Annotated in this window: 33 protein-coding genes; 32 read left to right on the top strand and 1 reads right to left on the bottom strand. The window is 34.9% G+C overall.

Going from position 1 to position 22,511, the window contains the following annotated elements:
- The 23 genes from Q3V94_RS08575 to Q3V94_RS08465 form a co-directional block, all read left to right on the top strand.
- Window positions 1–531 (top strand): DUF5651 domain-containing protein (locus Q3V94_RS08575; protein WP_303526885.1); only part of this gene is annotated, 531 nt, incomplete at its 5' end.
- A 20-nt stretch (window positions 532–551) separates the two neighbouring features.
- Window positions 552–884, top strand: coding sequence for a hypothetical protein (locus Q3V94_RS08570; RefSeq protein ID WP_303526884.1), 333 nt, complete (start codon window positions 552–554; stop codon window positions 882–884).
- A gap of 1 nt (window position 885) precedes the next feature.
- Window positions 886–1,329 (top strand): hypothetical protein, encoded by a 444-nt coding sequence (locus Q3V94_RS08565; RefSeq protein WP_303526883.1) that lies wholly within the window; start codon window positions 886–888, stop codon window positions 1,327–1,329.
- Window positions 1,330–1,342: 13 nt separating this feature from the next.
- Entirely contained in the window at window positions 1,343–1,606 is a 264-nt protein-coding gene (locus tag Q3V94_RS08560; protein WP_303526881.1) for a hypothetical protein, read from the top strand.
- Complete coding sequence (locus tag Q3V94_RS08555) at window positions 1,600–1,767, top strand: hypothetical protein (RefSeq protein ID WP_303526879.1); 168 nt, start codon at window positions 1,600–1,602, stop codon at window positions 1,765–1,767. The genes Q3V94_RS08560 and Q3V94_RS08555 overlap by 7 nt, the downstream gene beginning before the upstream one ends.
- Window positions 1,768–1,815: 48 nt before the next feature.
- Window positions 1,816–2,352, top strand: a complete 537-nt coding sequence (locus tag Q3V94_RS08550) for a sigma factor-like helix-turn-helix DNA-binding protein (RefSeq protein ID WP_303526877.1) — start codon at window positions 1,816–1,818, stop codon at window positions 2,350–2,352.
- A gap of 194 nt (window positions 2,353–2,546) precedes the next feature.
- Window positions 2,547–3,410, top strand: coding sequence for a hypothetical protein (locus tag Q3V94_RS08545; protein WP_303526874.1), 864 nt, complete (start codon window positions 2,547–2,549; stop codon window positions 3,408–3,410).
- A 53-nt stretch (window positions 3,411–3,463) separates the two neighbouring features.
- Window positions 3,464–3,646, top strand: a complete 183-nt coding sequence (locus Q3V94_RS08540; protein WP_303526871.1) for a hypothetical protein — start codon at window positions 3,464–3,466, stop codon at window positions 3,644–3,646.
- A gap of 28 nt (window positions 3,647–3,674) precedes the next feature.
- Window positions 3,675–4,145 (top strand): hypothetical protein, encoded by a 471-nt coding sequence (locus Q3V94_RS08535; RefSeq protein ID WP_303526869.1) that lies wholly within the window; start codon window positions 3,675–3,677, stop codon window positions 4,143–4,145.
- Window positions 4,132–5,349, top strand: a complete 1,218-nt coding sequence (locus tag Q3V94_RS08530; protein ID WP_303526866.1) for a PBSX family phage terminase large subunit — start codon at window positions 4,132–4,134, stop codon at window positions 5,347–5,349. The genes Q3V94_RS08535 and Q3V94_RS08530 overlap by 14 nt, the downstream gene beginning before the upstream one ends.
- A 4-nt stretch (window positions 5,350–5,353) precedes the next feature.
- Window positions 5,354–6,790 carry a phage portal protein gene (locus Q3V94_RS08525; protein ID WP_303526863.1) on the top strand — a complete coding sequence of 479 codons (1,437 nt, stop codon included), beginning with the start codon at window positions 5,354–5,356 and terminating at the stop codon, window positions 6,788–6,790.
- The gene (locus Q3V94_RS08520) at window positions 6,790–8,235 is read left to right on the top strand and encodes a phage minor capsid protein (protein WP_303526861.1); all 1,446 of its coding nucleotides are present in this window, start codon (window positions 6,790–6,792) and stop codon (window positions 8,233–8,235) included. The genes Q3V94_RS08525 and Q3V94_RS08520 overlap by 1 nt, the downstream gene beginning before the upstream one ends.
- Before the next feature lie 15 nt (window positions 8,236–8,250).
- A complete protein-coding gene (locus Q3V94_RS08515; protein WP_303526860.1) occupies window positions 8,251–8,472 on the top strand; it encodes a hypothetical protein in 222 nt (73 codons plus the stop codon).
- A 180-nt stretch (window positions 8,473–8,652) separates the two neighbouring features.
- On the top strand, window positions 8,653–9,258 hold the full coding sequence (locus Q3V94_RS08510; RefSeq protein ID WP_303526859.1) for a phage scaffolding protein: 606 nt from the start codon (window positions 8,653–8,655) through the stop codon (window positions 9,256–9,258).
- Between the two features lie 14 nt (window positions 9,259–9,272).
- Window positions 9,273–10,118 (top strand): P22 phage major capsid protein family protein, encoded by an 846-nt coding sequence (locus Q3V94_RS08505; protein ID WP_303526857.1) that lies wholly within the window; start codon window positions 9,273–9,275, stop codon window positions 10,116–10,118.
- 124 nt (window positions 10,119–10,242) lie between these two features.
- On the top strand, window positions 10,243–10,716 hold the full coding sequence (locus tag Q3V94_RS08500) for a DnaT-like ssDNA-binding protein (RefSeq protein WP_303526854.1): 474 nt from the start codon (window positions 10,243–10,245) through the stop codon (window positions 10,714–10,716).
- Window positions 10,713–11,006: a hypothetical protein gene (locus tag Q3V94_RS08495; protein WP_303526852.1), complete on the top strand. Its 294-nt coding sequence runs from the start codon at window positions 10,713–10,715 to the stop codon at window positions 11,004–11,006. The genes Q3V94_RS08500 and Q3V94_RS08495 overlap by 4 nt, the downstream gene beginning before the upstream one ends.
- The gene (locus tag Q3V94_RS08490) at window positions 11,006–11,380 is read left to right on the top strand and encodes an HK97 gp10 family phage protein (RefSeq protein WP_303526850.1); all 375 of its coding nucleotides are present in this window, start codon (window positions 11,006–11,008) and stop codon (window positions 11,378–11,380) included. Before Q3V94_RS08495 ends, Q3V94_RS08490 begins: the two co-directional genes overlap by 1 nt.
- Before the next feature lie 4 nt (window positions 11,381–11,384).
- Window positions 11,385–11,756 (top strand): minor capsid protein, encoded by a 372-nt coding sequence (locus Q3V94_RS08485; protein WP_303526846.1) that lies wholly within the window; start codon window positions 11,385–11,387, stop codon window positions 11,754–11,756.
- Window positions 11,757–11,758: 2 nt separating this feature from the next.
- Window positions 11,759–12,145 (top strand): phage tail tube protein, encoded by a 387-nt coding sequence (locus Q3V94_RS08480; protein WP_303526843.1) that lies wholly within the window; start codon window positions 11,759–11,761, stop codon window positions 12,143–12,145.
- 12 nt (window positions 12,146–12,157) lie between these two features.
- Window positions 12,158–12,772, top strand: coding sequence for a hypothetical protein (locus Q3V94_RS08475; RefSeq protein ID WP_303526841.1), 615 nt, complete (start codon window positions 12,158–12,160; stop codon window positions 12,770–12,772).
- A 14-nt stretch (window positions 12,773–12,786) separates the two neighbouring features.
- A complete protein-coding gene (locus Q3V94_RS08470) occupies window positions 12,787–13,125 on the top strand; it encodes a hypothetical protein (protein WP_303526840.1) in 339 nt (112 codons plus the stop codon).
- A gap of 2 nt (window positions 13,126–13,127) precedes the next feature.
- Window positions 13,128–13,469, top strand: coding sequence for a hypothetical protein (locus tag Q3V94_RS08465; RefSeq protein WP_303526838.1), 342 nt, complete (start codon window positions 13,128–13,130; stop codon window positions 13,467–13,469).
- A gap of 5 nt (window positions 13,470–13,474) precedes the next feature.
- On the opposite strand, the gene Q3V94_RS08460 is transcribed toward Q3V94_RS08465, so the two are convergent.
- The gene (locus Q3V94_RS08460) at window positions 13,475–13,960 is read right to left on the bottom strand and encodes a hypothetical protein (protein WP_303526837.1); all 486 of its coding nucleotides are present in this window, start codon (window positions 13,958–13,960) and stop codon (window positions 13,475–13,477) included.
- A gap of 97 nt (window positions 13,961–14,057) precedes the next feature.
- On the opposite strand from Q3V94_RS08460, the gene Q3V94_RS08455 reads away from it, so the two are divergent.
- The 9 genes from Q3V94_RS08455 (at window position 14,058) to Q3V94_RS08415 (ending at window position 22,489) form a co-directional block, all read left to right on the top strand.
- A complete protein-coding gene (locus tag Q3V94_RS08455; RefSeq protein ID WP_303526835.1) occupies window positions 14,058–17,345 on the top strand; it encodes a tape measure protein in 3,288 nt (1,095 codons plus the stop codon).
- The gene (locus tag Q3V94_RS08450; RefSeq protein WP_303526833.1) at window positions 17,342–17,686 is read left to right on the top strand and encodes a DUF6711 family protein; all 345 of its coding nucleotides are present in this window, start codon (window positions 17,342–17,344) and stop codon (window positions 17,684–17,686) included. The genes Q3V94_RS08455 and Q3V94_RS08450 overlap by 4 nt, the downstream gene beginning before the upstream one ends.
- Window positions 17,687–17,697: 11 nt before the next feature.
- Window positions 17,698–19,563, top strand: coding sequence for a hypothetical protein (locus Q3V94_RS08445; protein ID WP_303526832.1), 1,866 nt, complete (start codon window positions 17,698–17,700; stop codon window positions 19,561–19,563).
- A gap of 11 nt (window positions 19,564–19,574) precedes the next feature.
- A complete protein-coding gene (locus Q3V94_RS08440; protein WP_303526831.1) occupies window positions 19,575–20,801 on the top strand; it encodes a hypothetical protein in 1,227 nt (408 codons plus the stop codon).
- A 14-nt stretch (window positions 20,802–20,815) separates the two neighbouring features.
- Entirely contained in the window at window positions 20,816–21,055 is a 240-nt protein-coding gene (locus Q3V94_RS08435; RefSeq protein WP_303526829.1) for a hypothetical protein, read from the top strand.
- Window positions 21,055–21,192, top strand: a complete 138-nt coding sequence (locus tag Q3V94_RS08430) for a hypothetical protein (RefSeq protein ID WP_303526827.1) — start codon at window positions 21,055–21,057, stop codon at window positions 21,190–21,192. The genes Q3V94_RS08435 and Q3V94_RS08430 overlap by 1 nt, the downstream gene beginning before the upstream one ends.
- A gap of 85 nt (window positions 21,193–21,277) precedes the next feature.
- Window positions 21,278–21,475 (top strand): BhlA/UviB family holin-like peptide, encoded by a 198-nt coding sequence (locus tag Q3V94_RS08425; RefSeq protein ID WP_303526824.1) that lies wholly within the window; start codon window positions 21,278–21,280, stop codon window positions 21,473–21,475.
- 4 nt (window positions 21,476–21,479) lie between these two features.
- Window positions 21,480–22,265, top strand: a complete 786-nt coding sequence (locus Q3V94_RS08420) for an SH3 domain-containing protein (RefSeq protein ID WP_303526823.1) — start codon at window positions 21,480–21,482, stop codon at window positions 22,263–22,265.
- Between the two features lie 14 nt (window positions 22,266–22,279).
- Entirely contained in the window at window positions 22,280–22,489 is a 210-nt protein-coding gene (locus Q3V94_RS08415; protein ID WP_303526821.1) for a phage holin, read from the top strand.
- Window positions 22,490–22,511: the final 22 nt, after the last annotated feature.

Below are 22,511 nucleotides of genomic sequence, written 5' to 3'. Positions count from 1 at the left end.
ATACAAAATAGATTAAAACAGCAAGGGACAAATGCACTTATGAAAGCAGCAGCAAATGCAGCAGAAGAAAGGGCAAAAGAATTAGCAACAAGAGCAGTTGAAGATTACATAATTGCAGTAAGTGATGCTTTAGAACATGTGTTAAGAGAAAAATTAGGTTTTGGAGATAAGAGATTAGCAGAGTTTGCAGCAGCTTTAAATGAACATTTGCCTAATCATTTTCAATATAACATTCCAAAAAAGTTTGAGTTAAAGAAGAAAAAGAAGGTAACACAAGAAAAACTAATTGACTTATCGGAGCTTTTACTTGAACTCGGCTGCGATGAAAAATGCAAAATGGCATGTAAAAACTTTAAAGAATGCAAATTTTATAAGATATTCAAATCAAGAGACATAGAAGAATACGATTTAACAGCAAAAGGATGCCCATATCAAATAACACCAGCAAATATGGATGCGGATGAATTAAGAATAAAAAAGCAAGTTTTTATAGATAGATGGCAGAGAATAATTATGAGTGAACAAAATTAAAATGTTAGGGGCTGCATAACATGGCATTAGATATGATAGATATAGGACAAGCTATTTACGAAACAGCAAAGAGAATTGAAAAAGGAGTTAATGAACTTTACAAATACGCTAAGGCTTATGCCGAAGCTGAAAGGGAATATAGGCTTGCATTAGCAAAAGAGATTGTAAAATTGAAGGATGAGAAAATGCAAGCCACTCTCATCCCTGATGTTGCAAGAGGAAATGTGGCAGAGTTGAAATACAAAAGAGACCTGGCAGAGGTGAGTTATAAAACAGCGAGGGATATGCTTGAGGCATTGCAAGCGGAATTGAGTGGCTTACAGAGCTTATATAAAAATCAAGGAGAGATGTAAAGTGATTATCAAAGGAGACAATTTAAAGCTTTACTATCGAGATAATAGAGGATTAGGCATATCAATTAATATGACAGAAATAGAGAAAGAGGAATATGGATATGACCTGACTCCAGGACAATTTATATATTCTTTAATATATGACAATAACGAATTATATTACAGATGTGTTATAAAGGACGTATCAGAAGAAGGAATAACGATAGAAAAAGCTTTATTATTAAATGAAGAAAGGTTTTTACCCTGGACAAAAGAAGTAAACGGAAATTTGTTAATTTTAAAATGTAGACCATGTGAAATTTTATTTGAAAAGATGAAGTTAAAAGAAGCTATTGCAAGATATGAGGACAAAATATGGTATGAGCATGGTGGCTGGAGGAAAACTTCTGAATTTGCAAAGAATCTAAAAAACTTTGTTCAACTAGGACAATTAAAATTAATTTAGGAGGTAAAGTAATATGCACCCAGAAGCAATAAAATACACTGCATGTGCAATAGTGGACCTCCTGGCGAATGACTTGATTAGATTTAAGATAAATGCGGAGAAGGCTGCAAAGATACATAAACAACAAAGCAATATATGCGAATGTGGAATGGTTCTTATAGAAGGCAAAATGAAGCATGGAAAAGATAAAATAAGTATAAAGTTATGCACAGTTTGTGGACAAGTTTATAAAGATGGGGAAAAGTTAATGAAAATTAGGAGGGTAAAGGTATGTTAAAAGTAATAATTATTATGATAATTGGTGGGATGATTGGAATCTTTTTTACAGCTCTATTATTAGCTCTGACAGTATGGAAAGAAGTTAATGCACAGACAAACTTGATTAGAGAGAAAATGAATGAATTTGAACAAGAATGGAACAAATGGAATAGAAGGTGATGTATAGGTCTTAGTTAAACAAAAAGTTCACAATAAGGTGGTGACGTAATGATAAAACACGAAATCTTTAGAAAGACAGAAGGAATGTTGTATAGGTATTTTAGAGATAAGAAGAAATTAGGAAGAATGAAACATAAAATTGAAATACTTGAGCAAAAGATAAGAAAACTTACTGAAGATATTAAAAATACGAATGTAACATTAAAAACAGATTTACAATCAATAGCTTATGATAAACCTTATATACAAAGTAATAGCGACGGATCCAGTCAAGCAGAAAAAGAACTTATAAGATTAATAACAAAACTTGAAGAAGAATTAAAAAGAACAATCAAAGAAAAATTAAAGCTAAAAGCAAAAGTAATAGATATTGAAACAAGAATTGCCGACATAGAATATGCGATTAATCAAATGAGTGAAGAAGCAAAGCAAATTATTGAGATGAAGTATGGAGATGGATATAGTATTTATTACATAGCAGACATGCTTAATATGGGGAAAAGCACAATAGCAAGAAAACGAGAAGAAATAGTTGAGGACTTTGCCAAATATTTTGAAATAAAATGTGGGACAAAAACGGGATAAAAGTGGGACCAATAATGATTTTTAGTGTATTATAATTTTAGTATGGAAAAGTAAATTATCCTGGCGTCTATCCCAGGAACACCCCATCCTGAAGCAGCCTTAATCCCCCGGGCTGCTTTTTTTATTCGACAAAAGAAGGAATTTGAGTAAAAAATGTAGAATTAAAGAAAAAAAGTATTTCGGGGGAATAAATTATGGAAGGACAAAATTATTTAATGAAAAGTAGTTTTAGTATATGTTTTGGTGGGGAGAATGAAATTGAATTAAAAACATTAATTAATACTTTAAATGCTACATTAGAATTAATTGAATATGTTTCGAATAAAACAGAAGATTGTGCAGAAATAAAAGTTAATGTTAAAGATACTCAAAAGGGTAGTTTTAAAGTAAACTTTGAGGCAATGGTAGCAATAATACCTACTTTATTTACTATACAGAATATAAATTTGGCTAAAACTTGTATAGATACAGTTTGCGGTCTAATAAATATAAAAAAGCATTTAAAAGGAGAAAAGCCTAAGAGTATAACAAAAGAAGGTGAAAAAGTGGTTATAGAAAATAATAGTTGTGAGAAAATAATTGTCGATAATAGAACGTTTAATTTTTATAATACTCAGGTTGATGAAACAATTAGTAAAATATTTAGTTATTGTGATAGGGAATATTATGAAATTAAAGGAGAGAATAATAATTCAGTTCGTGTTTCAAGTGAAGAATATGAATTTATGAAAAGAAATATAAATATAGAAGAAGAAAGAATTGTTAGAAGCACTATAACAAGTGCATTTAAAGTTAAAAAACCAGATTTAACAGGTAACTCACAATGGGAGTTGGTTGATATAAATAATAATAAAGTTATTAAAGCAACGATTGAGGATGAAAAATTTATTAATGAAGTTCATGAAGGATATGTTTATATAAATTCTAAAACAATTATATTTGCTGAATTAGAAATAGAAACAACTTTAAATAAGTATAATGAAAGTGTTAAAAACGTATATAAGATAACAAAGGTGTTACACTTGAAAAATGATAGATATATGCAACTAAGAATATAAAATTTAGAGCCCAAGCGGCTCTTTTTATTTTACCCGAAAGGAGTGGGAGAGGTGTGAAAATAGGTGAGATTTTAAAACAGCAACAACCTGATGTATATAAAAAAATAAAAAGAAAGCATAAAAAGAAGGAGAGGAAGCAGGAGCACCTCTCCTTTTATGATATACAGGAGCTTATGCAAGGTGGAATACATGTTTATAAGCGTGGGAAAGGTGGGGCGTTTAGGCAGGTGAGATAACGGCTCGTTAAAAGGCAGGTGAGGTGATGTGGCAAGGGAAAATTGGGAAGAATTAAAAAAAGAGTTTATGCTAGGGGATTTCAAAAGTCTTAAAGATTTTGCAGAAAAAAAAGGATTAAAATATAATAGTGATTTTAGAAAAAAAGTTGCAGGTTGGAAAGAAGAAAAGCTGACAAAACTCAGACAAAAAACTGACAAAATTATAGAAAAAACAATTGAAAAACAAATTGAACATGAAGTAGATTATAATACAACTCATCTTAAACTTTGGGGTGAGTTTTTAAATATATTGAGTGAAGCAATAAGCGATAAAGATAATTTAAAAAACAAAGATGGCAAGATTAGTGCTTACATTTTAGAAAAGTTTGCAAATGTAATGGACAAGGCACAAAAAGGACAACGATTAGCATTAGGTTTAGATGAACAAAAGCAGGATAATACAGAGCTATTAAATAAGGTTAATGAAATAGTGAGGGCGTTACAGGATGATAATGTTTAGTGAAAAACAAAAGGAATTTGTAAAAAACGCAAATAAAAAACTTAATATAGCAGTAGGGAGTATAAGAACTGGTAAAACAGTTATTGCTGCTATTGCATTTATCTTGCATGTTTTAAAGTTCAAAGAACAGCAAAACTTTGTTATAGTAGGGAAAACAAGAGATACAGCAAGGAGAAATGTTGTTGATGTGATTCAAAAATACTTTGGAGAAAGTTCAATAAATTACACAGTTGCAAGAGATGAAATAAAACTGTTTGGGCATAAAATATATGTTCTTGGTGCTAATGATGAGAAAGCAGAAACGAGATTTAGAGGTATGACCTTAGCGGGGGGAATGCTTGATGAGGTTACAACATATCCAAGGAGTGTTTTTGAACAAATATTAGCAAGAACAAGTATAGAGGGAGCAAAAATATATGCAACTACTAACCCAGATAGTCCATATCATTGGTTATATACTGATTATATTCAAAAGGCAGAAGAAAAAGGTTATTATGTGATGAAATTTTATTTAGAGGATAATCCTTTTTTGCCAACGGAATACATAGAATTTATAAAAAATACATATACAGGTTTGTTTTATAAAAGATTTATATTAGGCGAGTGGGTAGCAGCAGATGGAATAATATATGATATGTTTGATGAGAGTGTTCATGTTACACAACAAATACCTAATATATTTGATAAATATATAGTTGGTATTGACTTTGGAATGGGCAACCCTACTGTATTTTTACTTATAGGTGTTAGAAACAACATAAAATATGTTATTAAAGAGTATTATCATGAAGGAAGAGAAGAAGGCAAAAAGACAATTGAAAAGTATTCAAAGGATTTAAAACAATTTTTAGGTGATGTAAAACCACATAAAATTTATATAGATCCATCTGCACAAGCATTAATACATCAGCTTAAGTGCGATGGATTTTTTAATGTAAAAGTAGCCAATAATGAAGTTTTAGATGGGATTGCAACGGTAGGAAGTATGTTAGGGCAAAATCAATTATTCATAAATAGTTGTTGCAAAAATATTATAAGAGAGTTTTATTCTTATGCTTGGGATAAGAAAGCTCAAGAAAAAGGGGAAGATAAACCATTAAAAGTAGCTGACCACGCATTAGATGCGTTAAGATATGCACTTCATAGTGAATATCCTTTTGCAATAAAGAGAAAAGGTGTAATAAGCAAACCACAAGGATGGTGATAATATGCTAACAAGTTTAAATCAAATAGATATAGGACAGCCTTGGCCTGTAGAAAGTGAAATTGATAGATTAAGACGATATGAAGCAAACAAAAACCTATTTGAAGGTTATCATGATTTAGTCTTTGGTGACTGGGTTAGAAGACTATATAGAGATGAGTATAATACAGCAGTGTTTATAGTAACTAACTGGGCAAAGAGATTATCAACGTTGTGGGCAGATTTACTATTAGGAGAAAGACCAAGGATAACCGCAGGAGAACAAAAATCAAAGGAGCAGCAACAATTAGAAAACATAATTAATGATAATGACTTTTTTAATGTGGCCTATGAAGTTGCACTGGATATTTCACGTTATGGCACTGGTATATTTAAAGTTAGATATGATAAAAGACCCATAATAGAAGCGGTTCCACCTTCTCTTTGGTTTCCAGTAGTTAGTCCTGACAATATTAAAGATGTTCAAGCTCACGTTATAGCATGGACATTTGAAATAACAGAAAAAACATTACTTGGTGGGCAAAGAAAAAGGATGTTTTTAAGGGCTGAAATACACGAAAAAAGCAAGATAATAAACAAGTTGTTTGAGCTTGATAATGGACTTATAAAATCACAGCTGCCACTTGAAACATTTTATCCTGATTTACCAGAAGAACAGGAAACAGGTGTAGATGATTTTTTAGTTATTCCTGTTCACAACCTAATGACAAGTGATAGAGCTTATGGGTTAGATGATTATAATGATTTAGATGGAATTATACAAGAGCTTGAAATAAGATTATCACAAATAAGTAGGATTCTTGATAAGCATGCAGACCCTAATATGTATGGTCCAGATACAGCACTTGAACAAGATGAATATGGTAATTGGTATGTAAAAGGTGGCGGAAAATATTTCCCTATAAGTCAAGGAGAAAATCCGCCTGGATATGTAACATGGGATGGACAGCTTGAAGCTGCATTTAAGCATATAGAACAGTTATTAGAGCAATTCTATGCATTAAGTGAAACAAGTGCAGCTACATTTGGACAACTTAAAAGTGGACTCGCAGAGAGTGGAACTGCACTAAGACGTTTAATGATGGCACCTTTAGCAAAGGTAAATAGAATTAGAATGAGGTTTGACCCTGCAATTAAAAAGGTATTAAGCATAGCAAGCCAGCTTGATGCTAACTTAGGCAAAGGTGTTAAACTTGAAAATATAAATATCGCTTGGAATGATGGATTACCACAGGATGAAAAAGAGCAGGCTGAGATTTACTCAACACTTATTCAAAATGGATTAATTTCAAGGGAAACAGCATTAAAGAGATTATTTGAATTTGATGCGGAAGCGTTAAGAGAAGAATTATCAAAGATAGCCGTTGAAGTAAACCAAGAAGCCCCATCACTATTTAAAGTAAATCTCCAAGATGGTGAGCAAACAGGCGGTGAAGAATAATGCCTTATGATGTTGAAAAGCACATTCAAGCTTTAGTTGAAATATACAGACAAGGTTTTTTAGAAGTTTTAAAGGTATTATTACACAAGGAATCAAAAAAACAAAATGTAGTATTTTATAAGGACCAACTAAAGCAAATAATGAAAATACTTAACCAAATAGACAAAGATGCTGCAAAATGGATACAGGAGATAATACCACAGGTTTATCAAGAGAATTACACACAGGTTCTAGCTTATATTAATAAGGTAGGTATGCAAAGGGAAATAAGACCAGAGTTTGCACAGGTGCATCAAAGAGCAATAGATGTTATTGCACAGAATATGTATGATAATTTAAGGCAAGCAACACAATTTGCAGGAAGAAGGATAAATGATTATTACAGACAAGCAGCACTTGAAGCGTCAGCTAAAAAATATGCAGCAGGGCAAACAGTAAAGGATATGTCAAAGGAGCTGCAACAAAAACTATTGTCACAAGGATTAACTGGATTTAAGGATAAACTAGGCAGAGAATGGCGACTTGATACTTATGCAGAGATGGTTGCAAGGACTACAACAGCGGAAATAGCAAGCGTTGCAACATTAAACACATGTGAGGAAGCAGGGATTGATTTAGTCAGGATAACAACACACTACCCAACATGTGAAAAATGTGCACCGCTGCAGGGGAAAGTGTTTAGTATAAGCGGCAAAGATAAACGTTATCCAAAGCTTGAAGATAGATATAGGCCACCAATCCACCCTAACTGCAGACATTCCTTACAACCTTATGTTAGAGAGTTTGACGATAATGCAGAAGAAACGGAAAGGTTTAGCAATACTTCTCTTACAAAGGATCCGAGAAGTGAGAAAGAGAAGCAGGCTTATGATGAAGTAAGGAACTTGAAAACTCTACAAACTACGAGGATGAGATTAAGAGAATTGCTTTTGAGCAATAATATAAATTCCATTGAAAAAGCCAAGTTAGCGATGAAGTTAAAAAAGACATATGAAAGTCAAGGTAAAAAGCCAACTGGTTTAGACGCAAACTTAATAAAAACATGGACTAATTATTTATTTGGTGGATTAAAAGAAGAACCAATAAAAATTGCTGAACTGATAAGAGAAGAAATAAAATCAGGCAAGTATAAATTAACTATTAACAAATCAAAACAAAATAGACATATTAAAGGAACTAAAGAATTTGAAGAATACGAGAAAAAATTACAAAGGACAGGGCAAAAACAAAGTATACTTTTTATAGATGCACAAGAATTTGTTAACAAATATCATGGAACTGGTCGAATTATCATCCAATCTTTGAGTCAACCACCAAAAGAAGTTGTTGCAGTGGATTTTGTTGTTGGAATGTATTATAATAAAGATAAAGGTGAATATATAGAAACTAAGAAAGCAATGATTGTTTATTCAAAAACAGGAACACATGTTTATCCAGTAGAATAGGAGAAGGTGAATTTTATGATTAGCGAAATTTTTAATAAGTATTACCACAAGAACGTAAAAATAGAGGTTATTGGAGGTATTTATATTGAAGGAAGAATTATTGACTATTATTTAGAGCCTGATGAAGACGAAGAGGAAGAAGGAATCTTAGTTGAAGTGGAAAAGTCCAATAAAATACCTAAAGGCGAGTATGTTTTGCTACATGAAGAAGAGATAATTTCGGTTACAACGCTATAAACAACCACCCAACCAAACAAAGTTGAGGTGGTATTTTTATACCTTAAGGTAATAAGCACTTGCATAAGCAGGTGCTTTTTATATTGCCCTTTTTGGTATTGTAGGGCCTAAAAAACAAGACCGCAGCTGGAGCCGACCAGCATAAAAAGGCAAGTGGGAATAAAAAAGGAGGTTTATGTTATGGACTTAAAAGAACTTTTAGGTGAAGAGCTTTACAAACAAGTAAAAGAAAAAATAGGGGATAAGGAGCTAATACTAAACGATGGCTCATACATCCCAAAAGCAAAGTTTGATGAAATTAACGAACAAAAAAAGCTTTACAAGCAACAAGCTGAAGATTTGAATAAACAGCTTGAAGAGATGAAAAAACAAGCGAAAGGCAATGAAGAGCTACAAAAACAAATTCAGGAGCTCCAAATTAAATTACAAGAGTCAGAAAATAAAATTAAAGATGTTAGCTTAACAGCAGCAATTAAAATGGCTGCAATTAAAGCAAATGCAAAAGACCCAGATATTGTTTCAATGCTTATTGATAAGTCAAAACTCAATATTAAAGAAGATGGATCCATCGAAGGCCTTGATGAGCAATTGAAATCAATTGCTGAATCAAAGGCTTTTTTATTTGGTGATGTGCAGACCAAAATAGGTAGTAGTTCAAATCCTGCAGGCGGGAATATGGGTGGGAAAATTTTTTCAAAAGATGAATTAGCAAGAATGAGCCCAGAGGAAATAAACCAAAACTGGTCAACAATTAGTGAAGCATTATCAAAAGGATTAATAAAGTAAGGAGGTAGGTTTTTATGTCATTAAACAACTTTATACCACAAATTTGGAGTGCAAGACTTTTAGAAAACTTAAGAAAAAACCTTGTATTTGGGCAAGCAGGAGTTGTAAACAGAGACTATGAGGGAGAAATTAGGGCTTATGGTGACACTGTTAAGATTAACAGCATAGGACCAGTAACTGTAGCTGACTATACAAAAAATACAGATATTAATCCACCTGAAACACTTTCAGATGCACAGAGAACATTAGTAATTGACCAAGCTAAATATTTCAACTTCCTAATTGATGACATTGATGCAGCACAACAAAATCCAAAAGTTATGGATGCTGCAATGGCAGAAGCAGCTTATGCATTAGCGGATAAGGCTGACCAATACTTAGCAAGTATGTATGTCTATGCAGGTTCAACAATTGGAAATGATACAACTCCAATTATCCCAACAGCAAGCACTGCTTATGAGTATCTTGTAGATGCAGCAATTAAATTAGATGAAAACAATATTCCAAGATCTAATAGATGGGTTATAATTCCACCTTGGTTTTATGGATTATTACTCAAAGATGATAGGTTTGTTAAAGCAGGGACAGCGACATCAGATCAAGTTTTAAGAAATGGAGAAGTAGGACAAGCAGCAGGATTTACTGTTTATCTCAGCAATAACGTAGCAAACACGAGCGGAACAAAATATAAGATAATGGCTGGGCATCCGATGGCAATAACATTTGCTGAACAAATAAACAAAGTTGAAGCATACAGACCAGAAAAGAGATTTGCTGATGCAGTAAAAGGGTTACATCTTTATGGTGCAAAAGTAATCAGACCAGAAGCACTTGTAGTTATTACAGCTAACAAATCCTGATGACATGCTAAAGGGGTAATGCTATAATGTGGTTAAAGAACAAAAACACCGGTTTAATATGGGAGGTCGAGGGAGAGCTCGCCGAAAGGCTCTCCCGCTCTTCCGATTTTGAGGTGATAGATAAATGGCACTCACAGAAGGAATTGATAGCTTCTGCACACTCGAATGGGCAGAAGAATACTTTGGAGGAAAACTCTACTGCGATGAATGGGCAGGAGCAAGCACAACAACAAAAGAAAAGGCTCTCAAAGAAGCAACAAGGAGAATAAATAGACTTAACTTTAAAGGTATAAAAGCAGATCCAGGACAAATTTTGCAGTTTCCAAGAATTTTAGTTAATGTAGGACCAAGGATAGGCTTCTTTGGAGTGGTAGAACAGCCAACAATTCCAGATGAGGTTAAAGCTGCAACATGTGAAGAAGCACTCGCACTATTGAGATTTGGAAATAGTGCAAGGACTAAAGCACAAGAGCAAAATGTAGTTAGAGTAGCATTTGGAGATGTAACAGAGGAATATAAGGGATATGGGAAATTACTTAGCAAAGAAGCATTAGAGTTACTTAAGCCTTATATTGCTGGAGCGGTGGTGATTAGATGAAGGAATATTTTAATCAAAAGGTTAAATGGTATAGGAAAACGGGTAATAATGCCTATGGCCAGCCTGTATATGCTCCAGCAGTTGAATTAATGTGTAGATTTCAAGGTGGAATGAAACTTATAAAGGATAAACAAGGTAAAGAAGCAGTAGCACAAGGAGTATTTTATTTATCGGAAAAGGTAGGGCTTGATGATAAACTTGAATATGAAGGGAAACAATATAATGTTTTAAATTATTCAGACACTGTCAATTTAGACGGTGTTTTTCTTTTTAGGAAGGTGTGGGTATAGTGGGTAAAGTAAAATCAATTGCGAAGTTTAAATGGTATGGCAAAGAAGCAAAGGATATTGCAAAAAATGCTGCAGCAAAAGCTTTGATATTTTGTGGGGCACACCTTCAAGGAGAGAGTGCAAATCAAGCTCCTATAGATACAGGGGATTTGCGGCGTAACTGTAATGTAAGCCCACTAAAAATTCAAAGAAAAAATATTCAAGTAACAGTGGGTTATAATTTGCCTTATGCACGAAGGCAACATGAGGAATTACATTTTAGGCACCCGAAAGGTGGTAAAGCTAAATTTTTAGAAGATCCCTTTAATGAGAATCTTGATAAATATGATGCATACATTCAAAAAACAATTAAAGATGCCCTTGAAAAGGGGTGATTAAATGCTACTTGATGATATAGGGCAGTTTTTACAAGAACAAACTATCGGTTTATTAGGAGCCGATATTTTTTTATCACAATTGCCTGATTTAGATAATTGCATAGCATTGTTTGAATATGGCGGTGAAGCACCAGAACTGCATAGTAATATTGAAAAGCCAAGGCTACAGGTAATGGTAAGGAATATTGATTATCAAGTTGGAAGGATGAAAATTGAACAGATAAAAAATACGTTGCATGGCTTATCAGAACAAATTTTTAATGGTAAAAGATATCTTTTAATCAAGGCTTTGCAAAGCCCTGAGTTTTTAGGGTATGACGAAAATAACAGAGCTGAATTTGTTTGTAATTTTGAAATTATAAAGGAGGTATAGTTATGGCAATTAGCGGAAAAGGTGGAAGTGTATATATTGGTTCAAACAAGGTTTCAGAGATTTCACAATGGTCAATTGACTGTGAAGCAGACAACATTGAAACAACAAATTTTGATTCAAACGGTTGGAAAGAATTTATTGCAGGATTAAAAGAGTGGAAAGGAAGCTTTGAAGGTAATTTTAATCCCTCTGATACAAACGGGCAAAGAGCACTTATTACGGCATGGCAAAATGGACAAACAGTGTCACTTGAACTTAGAATTGATGCTACAAAGAAACTTGCAGGGACAGCTTATGTTAATTTTTCAATCGAAATGCCTGTTGATGATAAGGGAACATTTAAATGTGATTTCCAAGGAACAGGTGCATTAACTGTAACCTTAACATAATGAGGTGATAACATGGCTATAACTGGTATGATAGGAGCGGTATATGTGAGCGATATAAATGCCGCTCCTGTTTCTTTTACAGATCAAGCTACAACTAAAGATGCAACGTTGACAAGATATCAAGTAACAAATACAGCATATAGATATTGGCCGTTGGATGCAACGATTACAGTAAAAAAGAATGGCACTGTTGTATCAAGTGGTTATAAACTTGAAAGAGCAGGTGGATATGTTGTATTTGATTCACCGCTACAAGGGACAGATGTTGTTACAGTCTCAGGACAGGCTTTAACACTTGTTCAGTGCGGTGGATTTTTCAATTGGAGTATTGATTTTGAACAAGAGACAACAGAATCCACTACATTTGCAAGTGGAGGCTGGAAAGAATATACTGCAACAATAAAAGGATGGAAAGGTTCAGCAGAAGCATTTTGGGGAGATGACAGATTCTTTAAGTCACTTGGAAATATTATTGTCGTAAAGCTGTTTGTTGATTCAGGTGCAAGTCAAAAATGCTTTGAAGGATTTGCTATTATAACAAGCGAGGGTATAGAATCAGCTGTTGACGAGCTTGTTAAGGATAAAATTGATTTCGAAGGTGTAGGAGAATTGTTTATAAGATTATAGGGAGGCTGAAACATATGAGAGATAGAATCGTAACTGTGGCAGGTAAAAATATAAGTGTTACTGAAAAGAAAATTGGTGAGCTTGAGAAGCTTACAGCAGAGCTTTTCCCTGCTTCAAAGGGAAAGATAAAGGATATCCAGAAAGCATTAAATAACTTAGAGATAGATTGGGATTTACTTTATGACAAATTACCTATAATATTCCCTGAATTGACTAAGGATGACATTAAAAATGCATATATGAGCGAAATTGAAGCATTGCTTCAGGCGTTTGTAGATGTAAATTTTTTCGGGATAAAGAAGATAGCAAATCAGATGATCCGTTTTGCTCAGACTTCGTTACAACAGAAATAGTAGTGTTACTTGCAAGGGAATTTGGGTGGAATATTGAAGATATTAAACAATTAAGGCCAAGCGAGCTAGAAGTGATAATAAAAGAGTTGCAAAAGCAGAAGGAAATTCAAGAATATGCAGAGTTTAAAGGGAAATGGGCATTTTTAGCGGCAATAATAACAAATGGATTTGCAGCAATAGCAAGTATGTTTAGCAAAAGAAGGCCCAAAGAAGTTAAACCAGATGATTTTATAGACAAAAAATATGCAGCAAAAATAGAAAGATATTTTAAAGAGGCCCAGCCAGATGAGTGGGCCTCTTATATTGCCGAAGCAAAAGCAAAGGGATTAAAAGGGCCATGGTGATTATTTTATTTCAAAATTTCTTGTAACTTGTCTGCATATTCTTTTGCTTCTTCGGGAGTGAGGTTTTTAGATAATCTTAATAAAACTTTATCAATAAGATAGTCATACTCATTAAACATTGGAGAAGATTGGGCAATAGAGGAAACATATTCGTATCTCTTTTGAGCATCGTTTTTATTAGCAAATACTTCTATTGAGCCACCATTTATAACTTCGATATTATTAGAAACGGGTTCATCTATTCTTGAATCTAGAAAATTTGCTTTAGAAATGTATTGACCGGGTCTACCAAGTAATTTGTTTGGATCATTTTTTTCAGTATAAACCTCAATTTTAGTTATTGGCATATTAGAATTTTGCAAAGATTTTACTATTCCTTCAGCGGTTGTCGGCTTAGGTTTAGAATTAGAAGAACTTGAAGATGTTTGACAACCACTTAAAGTAGCTATCAAGAGAATAATAGCAATTGTTACAGACAAAAATTTTTTCATTTACAATTCCTCCTTAAACGTATTTTTGTAAGTTACAATTATATTTTCTACAAAATTATCAAAATTCCTTCTTTTTCTTTTAAAAGGTGGTGAAAAGATGAAAGTTGGAGAACTATTAGTAGCAATGGGTGTAGACTTTTCGCAGTATGAAAAAGATTTGGACAGAGCAGAAAAAAGGGCTCAAAAAACAGGATTAAATATAGGAGATATATTTAAAAATGCTATGTCGTTTACACTTGGAATGGGTATTTTTGAAGCAGTTAAATCAGGCTTTAAAGCTATTGCAGGTAGTGCTTTAGATTTTAACAGTATGATGGAAAGGGCTGCAATAGGTTTTACAACAATGCTCGGTAGTGCACAAAAAGCACAAGATTTTTTAGATAAAATGGGTAAATTTGCGTCATCAACACCATTTGAATATCCTGACCTTTTAGATGCATCTCAAAGACTAATGGCAATGGGATTTTCAGCTGATGAAGTGTTACCAACCTTAAAAGCTGTTGGAGATGCTATGGCAGGGATGGGAAAAGGTGCAAATGAAATAAACGGGGTTATATATGCATTAGGCCAAATGCGTATGGCAGGAAGAGTTAATGCTCAGGACATGATGCAGCTTGTTAATCAAGGTATTCCAGCATGGCAGATTCTAGCTGAAGCAATGGGCAAAACTACAGCTGAAGTAAGAAAAATGTCTGAACAAGGGCTAATTCCTGCTGATTATGCAGTAAATGTTCTTATCAATGGAATGGAAAAGCGTTTCCCTAACATGATGAAAAATATGGAGAACACATGGCAGGGGGTTACGTCGACTATAAAAGATGTATGGAGAATGACAATAGGAGCTATGACACAAGGATTATTTAAAGGGATAACTGGATGGCTGCAAAAAGTAAGAGACTTTGCACAGGAGTTTTATAGTGCTTTTCAGCAGGGTGGTATAGAAAATGCTATAAGAAAAATGTTTGGTCCTAATGTTTTATCTGATTTTCAAATGGTCAGTTCAGCACTAAGAAGTATTTGGCAAATAATTGTCGGGGTATTTAATACAATAAAAAATAATTGGAACATATTCGGACAAATAATTAAAGGAGTGTTGTTGTATTTTGCATCTTTTAAACTCGCAACTATTGCTGTAAACGCTGCCACTAAAGCAGTAGCATTGTTCAGAGCTATTAATCTTGCCTTAGTAGGAGAGTCAACAATTACATCTGGAATAATAGCATTACTAAGTAGAGCGGTAGGAATTTATAAAGTTCAATTAAAATTAGCAGCAATGGAAGGTGTAACTTTAACAGGAGTATTAGCAAAATTAAGAGTTGCAATTTTTTCAGTATGGACAGCTCTTGGTCCAGTGGGCTGGGCAGTTCTAGCAATATCAGCCTTAATTGTTGCAGGAATAGCTCTATATAAAAACTGGGATAAAGTAAGATATTATGGTTTACAAGCATGGGGAGCCTTGAAAATTGGCATATTATACGCTGCATATGGCATTGTGTCAGCATTTAAGTTTATCTTAGGTTGGATACCAGCGCTGGGTAACGCATTTAGTAGTATGCAGCAGGCATTAGCAGGTTACATTGCAAGAGAAAAGTCAATTTTAGCACAAAGGGCGAGTGCATTTAGCAAAGATGACAGTGACGTAAAAGCAGCACAAAAACTTGTAGACAATCAAAAGAATATTGCAGATGCAAGCAAAAACGCTGCAAGTGGTTTGAGCGAACAAGCAGACGCAACAAAGAAGGCAGGGAAAGCTACACAGGACAACTTGCAAAGCTTTGATGAGGTTCACCAAATCATGCAAGAAACAGCGGATGCAAGTGAGAATTTGCCAGAGGTAGCTTTACCAAACGTTGAAATGCCAGAAACAGGGAATTTAGTAACAGCATTAAGTGCTGGCATAGGAGATTTGACAAGCGGCATAGCAGATAAGCTAAGCTCTGTATGGGATACAATCAAAAGCAAAGCTGAGACAGTTTGGAATAGTCTCTCAACATTTTTCAGCAACACATGGAACGGTATTAAGAATACAGCAGAAACGATTTGGAACAGCATAGCAAACTTTTTCACGAATGTGTGGCAAAGAATCTACGCAGCGGCACCGCAGTTCTGGGATGCGCTTGGTAACTACTTAAGAACGCTTTGGCAAGGTTGGGTTAGCATTGCACGAAGCATCTGGAATGCGATATTTACAATCTTTCAAAGCACATGGCAGACAATATATACAGTTGCGGTGAATATTTGGAATATGATTAGCGCATTTTTGCGTGGCGACTGGGAGGGAATAAGACAGGCTGCGGTTAATATTTGGAATGCGATATCAAATCACATAGCGACTGTATGGAATGCAATTCGCAATGTAATAACAACAGTATGGCAAGCAATAGCTAACAATCTTACAGCTGGGTGGCAACTGTTCTTGGTAACAACGCAAACAATATGGAATGGTATAAAGCTCGTGTTTGACACAGTTTGGAATGGTATAAAAACGACAATAACAACTGTTTGGACAGGAATTCAGACATTTTTAATAACTGCATGGACGACGTTCACAACGGTTGTGCAAACAACATGGAATGCTATAAAGAACGTCTTTCTAACTGTTTGGAACTTGATAAAATCAATATTCACAACAACTTGGAATGCAATTGAATCATTTTTGACCACAGCATGGAGTACTCTGGAAAATACAGCGAATACAGTTTGGAATGCGATTAAGAATTTCATAGTGAATCCGATACAAAGTGCAAAGAACACTCTTACAACGCTCTGGAACGATATAAGCAAATTCATATCAAACGCATGGAATAATATTAAACAGGGATTTATTAGCACATACAACGCTATGAAACAAGCAATAATTAGACCTTTTGAAGATGCTTGGAATTACATTAGTTCAATTTTCTCAAGAGCTTACGAATGGGGTAGAAATCTTGTGCAAAATATTACAAATGGTATTCAAAGTGCGATTAGCAGCATTGGCAACGCAGCAAAAAACGCAGCAAATAAAATAGCCGACTTCCTTGGTTTTCACTCACCAGCAAAAGAAGGCCCAGGTGCAGATGCAGATAAGTGGATGCCAAACATGATGGATATGCTTGCACAAGGTATTTATGGGAATATAAGCAAGGTGAGAAACGCAGTAGCAGAAGCTGCAGGAGTGCTAAGCGGTATTACAGCGCAACCTGAGATAGCGTTTGGCATTAGTGGTAGTGTTACAGGCTACAAAGCAGCAACACAAGTTTATACAGCACCAGTTACACAGCCTCAAATACACCTGCACATTGGAACATTAATAGCTGATGATTATGGGCTAAAGAAGCTTGAACAAAAATTGAGGGAAATTCGAATTTATGAAGACCAAAGACTGGGAAGTGATAAAAGATGATGATTGACGGTATTACAATAGCAACCCCTACCGAACTTAAGGTAGGGGTTTTCCGTTTAACTAAATCAGAAAGAACAGCGTCGGGCAAAATGATGATGGAGATTATTGCAGTAAAAAGAAGACTCGACTTGAAGTGGAACATCATAAAAGACACTGATTTGAAGCAGATAATGGACTTGCTTGACGCTAAAGTCTTTCATACAGTAACCTACCCAGACCCGCAAACGGGAGAAACAGCAACGATAACCGCTTACGTGGGTGATATAAACATGAACGCATTTAGGCGAATAGGAAATAGTCGTTATTATGCCGATGTAAGCTTAGCTTTGATTGAGCAGTAGGTGGTGGTTGTATGTATCCAGTAACACAGGATTTCCTTGATAAAGTAAGAGCAACAGAAAGGCGAGTATGGGCGAAATGCCAGATAGATTACACGGACCCTTTTCTCGACCAATCAATCCAAGTCCAAGCTTCCGAGCAGGCCAACGTATCTTTTCCTGCTCAAACCGCCGACGCAGTAGCCGAGCCTTTTGCTAAAATCGCCAGCTTGGACGGCAGTTGGGTTTTGGACGGCACTTATGCCCTTGCACCTGCTACAGAAGAAACAAAAATATACCAGATGGGCTGGTGGGGCAGTCAACTTGCGGACGCAAATGGCTATTTTACAACACCATATCCTACTTTAACGTTAACCTTTTATAGCAGACCAGTTACAAAATTACAGGTTGTCGGTGATAACAAAAGAGGTGAATATCCAGTAGATTTTACAATTAGGCTTTATGACAGTGCGGGAATACTCTTATATACCGAAAATGTCATAGGGAATACACAAGTATGGTGGCAAAAATCCTTATCTACTCCAGTAACACAGGTTGCCAAAATTACGTTTGAATTTAAGCGTTGGAGCCACCCGGGACGACAAGTAAAAATAATGGAAGTATTTACAAATATCCAGGAAATATATGAAGGGGAAGATATAATACTTTTACATCTTCTTGAAGAAAGGGAAGTTAGTCAAGGTAGTTTACCTATTGGGAACATTTCAGCAAATGAAATTGATGTAAGAATTTTAAATAGGGACAGAAAATTTGATGTTGGTAATATCCAAAGTCCTCTGTATGGACTTTTAAAAGCAAACAGAAGAATAAAAGCTTGGTTAGGTGTTGAAACAACAAACGGAATTGAATATGTACCTCTTGGTACTTTTTACACTGGCGATTGGAGTGTACCTGAGAATAGTATTTATGCACAAACCACAGGCAGAGACAAATTAGAACTATTAAGAAAAAATACTTACACTTCCAATGTTGTAGAGATAAACAAAACATTATACGATTTAGCAATATCAGTATTGCAAAATGCGGGATTAAAGCCAGATGATTATTGGATTGATACCGAATTACAACAATACACAATACCATACGCATACTTTGAGCCTCAATCGCATAGAGAGGCACTCAGAAAAATTGCAGAGGCTTGCCTTGGGCAAGTCTATTGTGACAGAAACGGCATAATAAGAGTAGAAGGGCCAAGCTACCTTGCAAGCAAGACGACAGCAGACCTAACTATTACGCAGGATGACTATTTTAGGAAAGATAATCCTGTTAAATGGGGGCAGATTGCAAACTACATTGAGGTTGAAACACAGCCTTTGAGACCTGACACAATGCAGGAAGTCTATCGTAGCAACGACCCTATAAGCATAGCAGCAGGGCAGACGCTGAAGTTGACCGTGTACTACAACCAGACACCATGCATAAACGCCTCAGCAAGCCTTGTTGGGGCAACAAACACAGTCATAACCGCTGCAACATATTACGCTTGGGGTGCAGATATAACGCTTGTGAATAATGGCACTGCAACAGAAAGCATAACAATTGTAGTGAACGCACAACCACTCAAAGTGATGAACAAGGAAAAGGCTATAGCCAAGGACGATGCAAGCATAACCGACAATGGTTTAATACGATATACATTCCCTACGAATCCACTTGTCCAAACGCTAAGCATGGCACAAACAATAGCGAATAAGCTTTTACAATCGTTCAAAGACCCGAGAAGAGACGTCGAGGTTGAGTGGCGTGGAAACCCTGCACTGCTTTTGGGCGATAGGGTAAGCGTTGTGGACAATATCGAAACAAACGACTACTATGTGATAAGACAAGAGTTGGAATATGACGGAGCTTTACGAGCCAAATTATCTGGACGTAAAGCATAGGAGGTGAAATAATGGGAACAGCACCAAACGGTTATCAAACGCCAAAAACAAACTGGGCTGGCGGCAATATTCCGTCAGCTTCTGATTTCAATAGAATAGAAGGCAACATATATGCAGTAGAAGAAGGGAGTAGAACAATAGACCCTGCACAAACACCTAATAGCAATGTTGGTAACTTGCGACAATTTTTAGACTGGTTCGCAAACAGAATCAAAGCAATTACAGGCAAAACAAACTGGTATGATGCACCAAGTAAAACTTTAGAGGATTTAAATACCCACATAAATGCAGCGGCACCGCACAGCGGACATGCACCACTTAACCATACCCATTCAATAAATGAAATTACGAATTTATTTAACGCTTTTTATGCAGGAACAACGACTAATTCTGGTAATAATTATTCTGTTACTGCAAATGGAATAACATCTTACACAGACGGGCTTTGTGTGGTAGTAAAAATTAACACAGATAGCACAGGTGCAGCAACATTAAATATTAATGGGTTGGGTGCTAAACCAATTAAAAAATCAAATGGCTCTGATGTTACAAATTTAAAAGCAAATGGAATATACACGTTGAGGTATAATGCAACAAATGGAAATTTTATATTACAGGGTGAAGGAGGTGAGGGAACAGCCCAGCCCGCTGATGTATTAAGTGGGAAAACATTTACTAATGATAGTGGAACTTTTACTGGAACAATGCCTAATAAAGTAGGTTCAGGAACAGTTATTACTCCAGGAACATCAGATATAGCAATCCCACAAGGTTATTATGGCGGAGCTTTAACAGATGGTAAGGTAAAAGGGGATGCTAATTTAGTATCAAGTAATATTAGAAGTGGAGTTAGTATATTTGGAGTAACAGGAAATTATTTTTTTGAACTTAAACCTGGGGAAAACGTTGCTTATCGCTATCCTGATCGAATTCCATTTACTTATGGAACACCGACCAGAGTAATAGAAAAAATTGTGTATGGAACAGGTATTATAAGAATAAAGTTTGACTTATCGTTATATAATAGTGGAGCTACCGTATATGGGCAAATCTACAAAAATAATTCGCCTTATGGCACTTTACGTTCTACAAATAGCACATCGGATGTAACTTTTGTAGAAGATATTAGTGTTACAGCTAATGATCGGATTCAACTTTACGTTTGGGTTTCTAACACACTTTATACTGGAAGTTGTTATAATTTCAAAATATGTGTTGAAGCTTATCCAATATTGTAGCGAGGTGATAATAATTGATTAAGAAATTTCAATATACAACGAAAGAAGAAAGAGAAAGAATAATACAAGAAAATCAAAATTTAGTTTTGATTGAAGAGCAAAACATAATAGATGGCAATTTTTTGTTATTTTCCGATAATCCACAAGAAGACAGACCAAAAGCGCAGATAGTTTATACTAATGTATCGAAGGAAGAATTAGACGCTATTAAACAAGCTCTTGATGATATAATACTCAAAGGTGGTGCTTTATAATGGCAAAATATCTTGCTATGAGAATAATCGAAGGTGTTTATACTTATAATTATGTGATAAATAAAAGACCAGATTTAAAAGAAGCGATTGATAATGTTTTAAGGGAGTTTGGGAGAGAGGACTTAATAACTCAATAAAACATAAATTTTATTCAGGGGCTATTTTACAGATAATAGCCCTTTTCTATTTGCTGAAATTGGGTGAGTATATCGGAGGTGTGCCATGGAAAATGAAGTAATAAAACTTGCTATGTCACAAGGTTTATGGGCAGTGTTATTTGTAACACTGCTTTTCTATGTGCTAAAAGAGAATTCTAAAAGAGAAAGTGAATTGAGAGCTATAATTGATAAGCTTAGTGATAAGTTTGACGACTTAAAAAAAGAAATAGAAGAAATTAAATTTAAAATAACAAGAAGGTGATACAATGCAACAGCAGGGGAAATTTATTCTTATGAATAGAGAAGAGTTTAAAAGCTATACTTTAAAACTTAAGGTTAGCAGAAAAATCACCCTAATTCAAAATCACCACACCTATATACCAAGTTATAAAGATTTTAAAAACAATCACTTTAGACTTTTAGAGGGTATGGAAAGAAGTCATCTTTCAAGGGGATTTAATGAGATAGGACAAAACATTACTATATTCCCAGATGGGTTGATTGCTGTTTGTAGACCTTTAGATACTCCTCCAGCTTGTATAAAGGGTGCCAATGAAAATGGTATTTGCATAGAAAACGTTGGGAATTTTGACATCGGCGGGGATAAGATGACAGAAGAACAAAAGAAGAGCATTATCTTTGTTAATGCTATTTTGTGCAAAAAGTTTAAATTAACTCCCAGCACCGATACGATTGTATATCATCATTGGTTTGACTTAGAATCTGGAAAAAGATTGAATGGAAAAGGAATAACGAAATCCTGCCCAGGAACAAACTTTTTCGGTGGGAATAAAGTCGAGACTGCGAATAAGTATTTTATACCACTTATTATGAAAGAGCTAGAGGCAATGAATGAAACAAAGGAAGATAAGCAAACGAAAAAAGGACAAGTATTGGCTAATTTGCTTAATATTAGAGAACAGCCTTCAACTCAAGCAAAAATATTAGGACAGTATAAGAAAGGTGAAATAATTGACATTTTTGAAGTTAGGGACAATTGGGCAAAGACAAGCAAAGGTTGGGTATGTAGCGATTTTATAAAAATTATATGAGAGGAGAGATTAGTATGAATTGGAAGGCAAGATTACGCAACAAAGCTTTTTGGCTTAGCTTTTCAGCTTTAGTTGTATTGATAGCAAAAACGTTTAAATTGTTTGAAGTTCCTGCTGATTGGGAAAAAACCATTAATACTGCCTTAAGTTTGCTTGTTGCAATGGGTGTGCTTATGGATCCAACCACACCAGGTGTATTAGATGAAAGAAACCCCGGTGAATAGCCGGGGGATTTTTTCTTTTTGT

The organism is Caloramator sp. CAR-1 (assembly GCF_030546345.1).
In the GTDB taxonomy this organism is placed as follows: Bacteria; Bacillota; Clostridia; order Clostridiales; family Caloramatoraceae; genus Caloramator; species Caloramator australicus.
The sequence above is the reverse complement of the archived record's forward strand: the minus strand, read 5'-3'. Positions and strand labels throughout refer to the sequence as shown.

Excerpts from the sequence above, each read along its gene's own strand:
- Q3V94_RS08570 (WP_303526884.1), top strand. The coding sequence starts at position 552 with ATGGCATTAGATATGATAGATATAGGACAAGCTATTTACGAAACAGCA.
- Q3V94_RS08560 (WP_303526881.1), top strand. The coding sequence starts at position 1,343 with ATGCACCCAGAAGCAATAAAATACACTGCATGTGCAATAGTGGACCTC.
- Q3V94_RS08555 (WP_303526879.1), top strand. The coding sequence starts at position 1,600 with ATGTTAAAAGTAATAATTATTATGATAATTGGTGGGATGATTGGAATC.
- Q3V94_RS08550 (WP_303526877.1), top strand. The coding sequence starts at position 1,816 with ATGATAAAACACGAAATCTTTAGAAAGACAGAAGGAATGTTGTATAGG.
- Q3V94_RS08545 (WP_303526874.1), top strand. The coding sequence starts at position 2,547 with ATGGAAGGACAAAATTATTTAATGAAAAGTAGTTTTAGTATATGTTTT.
- Q3V94_RS08530 (WP_303526866.1), top strand. The coding sequence starts at position 4,132 with ATGATAATGTTTAGTGAAAAACAAAAGGAATTTGTAAAAAACGCAAAT.
- Q3V94_RS08525 (WP_303526863.1), top strand. The coding sequence starts at position 5,354 with ATGCTAACAAGTTTAAATCAAATAGATATAGGACAGCCTTGGCCTGTA.
- Q3V94_RS08520 (WP_303526861.1), top strand. The coding sequence starts at position 6,790 with ATGCCTTATGATGTTGAAAAGCACATTCAAGCTTTAGTTGAAATATAC.
- Q3V94_RS08515 (WP_303526860.1), top strand. The coding sequence starts at position 8,251 with ATGATTAGCGAAATTTTTAATAAGTATTACCACAAGAACGTAAAAATA.
- Q3V94_RS08510 (WP_303526859.1), top strand. The coding sequence starts at position 8,653 with ATGGACTTAAAAGAACTTTTAGGTGAAGAGCTTTACAAACAAGTAAAA.
- Q3V94_RS08505 (WP_303526857.1), top strand. The coding sequence starts at position 9,273 with ATGTCATTAAACAACTTTATACCACAAATTTGGAGTGCAAGACTTTTA.
- Q3V94_RS08500 (WP_303526854.1), top strand. The coding sequence starts at position 10,243 with ATGGCACTCACAGAAGGAATTGATAGCTTCTGCACACTCGAATGGGCA.
- Q3V94_RS08495 (WP_303526852.1), top strand. The coding sequence starts at position 10,713 with ATGAAGGAATATTTTAATCAAAAGGTTAAATGGTATAGGAAAACGGGT.
- Q3V94_RS08485 (WP_303526846.1), top strand. The coding sequence starts at position 11,385 with ATGCTACTTGATGATATAGGGCAGTTTTTACAAGAACAAACTATCGGT.
- Q3V94_RS08480 (WP_303526843.1), top strand. The coding sequence starts at position 11,759 with ATGGCAATTAGCGGAAAAGGTGGAAGTGTATATATTGGTTCAAACAAG.
- Q3V94_RS08475 (WP_303526841.1), top strand. The coding sequence starts at position 12,158 with ATGGCTATAACTGGTATGATAGGAGCGGTATATGTGAGCGATATAAAT.
- Q3V94_RS08470 (WP_303526840.1), top strand. The coding sequence starts at position 12,787 with ATGAGAGATAGAATCGTAACTGTGGCAGGTAAAAATATAAGTGTTACT.
- Q3V94_RS08460 (WP_303526837.1), bottom strand. The coding sequence starts at position 13,960 with ATGAAAAAATTTTTGTCTGTAACAATTGCTATTATTCTCTTGATAGCT.
- Q3V94_RS08455 (WP_303526835.1), top strand. The coding sequence starts at position 14,058 with ATGAAAGTTGGAGAACTATTAGTAGCAATGGGTGTAGACTTTTCGCAG.
- Q3V94_RS08450 (WP_303526833.1), top strand. The coding sequence starts at position 17,342 with ATGATGATTGACGGTATTACAATAGCAACCCCTACCGAACTTAAGGTA.
- Q3V94_RS08445 (WP_303526832.1), top strand. The coding sequence starts at position 17,698 with ATGTATCCAGTAACACAGGATTTCCTTGATAAAGTAAGAGCAACAGAA.
- Q3V94_RS08440 (WP_303526831.1), top strand. The coding sequence starts at position 19,575 with ATGGGAACAGCACCAAACGGTTATCAAACGCCAAAAACAAACTGGGCT.
- Q3V94_RS08430 (WP_303526827.1), top strand. The coding sequence starts at position 21,055 with ATGGCAAAATATCTTGCTATGAGAATAATCGAAGGTGTTTATACTTAT.
- Q3V94_RS08425 (WP_303526824.1), top strand. The coding sequence starts at position 21,278 with ATGGAAAATGAAGTAATAAAACTTGCTATGTCACAAGGTTTATGGGCA.
- Q3V94_RS08420 (WP_303526823.1), top strand. The coding sequence starts at position 21,480 with ATGCAACAGCAGGGGAAATTTATTCTTATGAATAGAGAAGAGTTTAAA.
- Q3V94_RS08415 (WP_303526821.1), top strand. The coding sequence starts at position 22,280 with ATGAATTGGAAGGCAAGATTACGCAACAAAGCTTTTTGGCTTAGCTTT.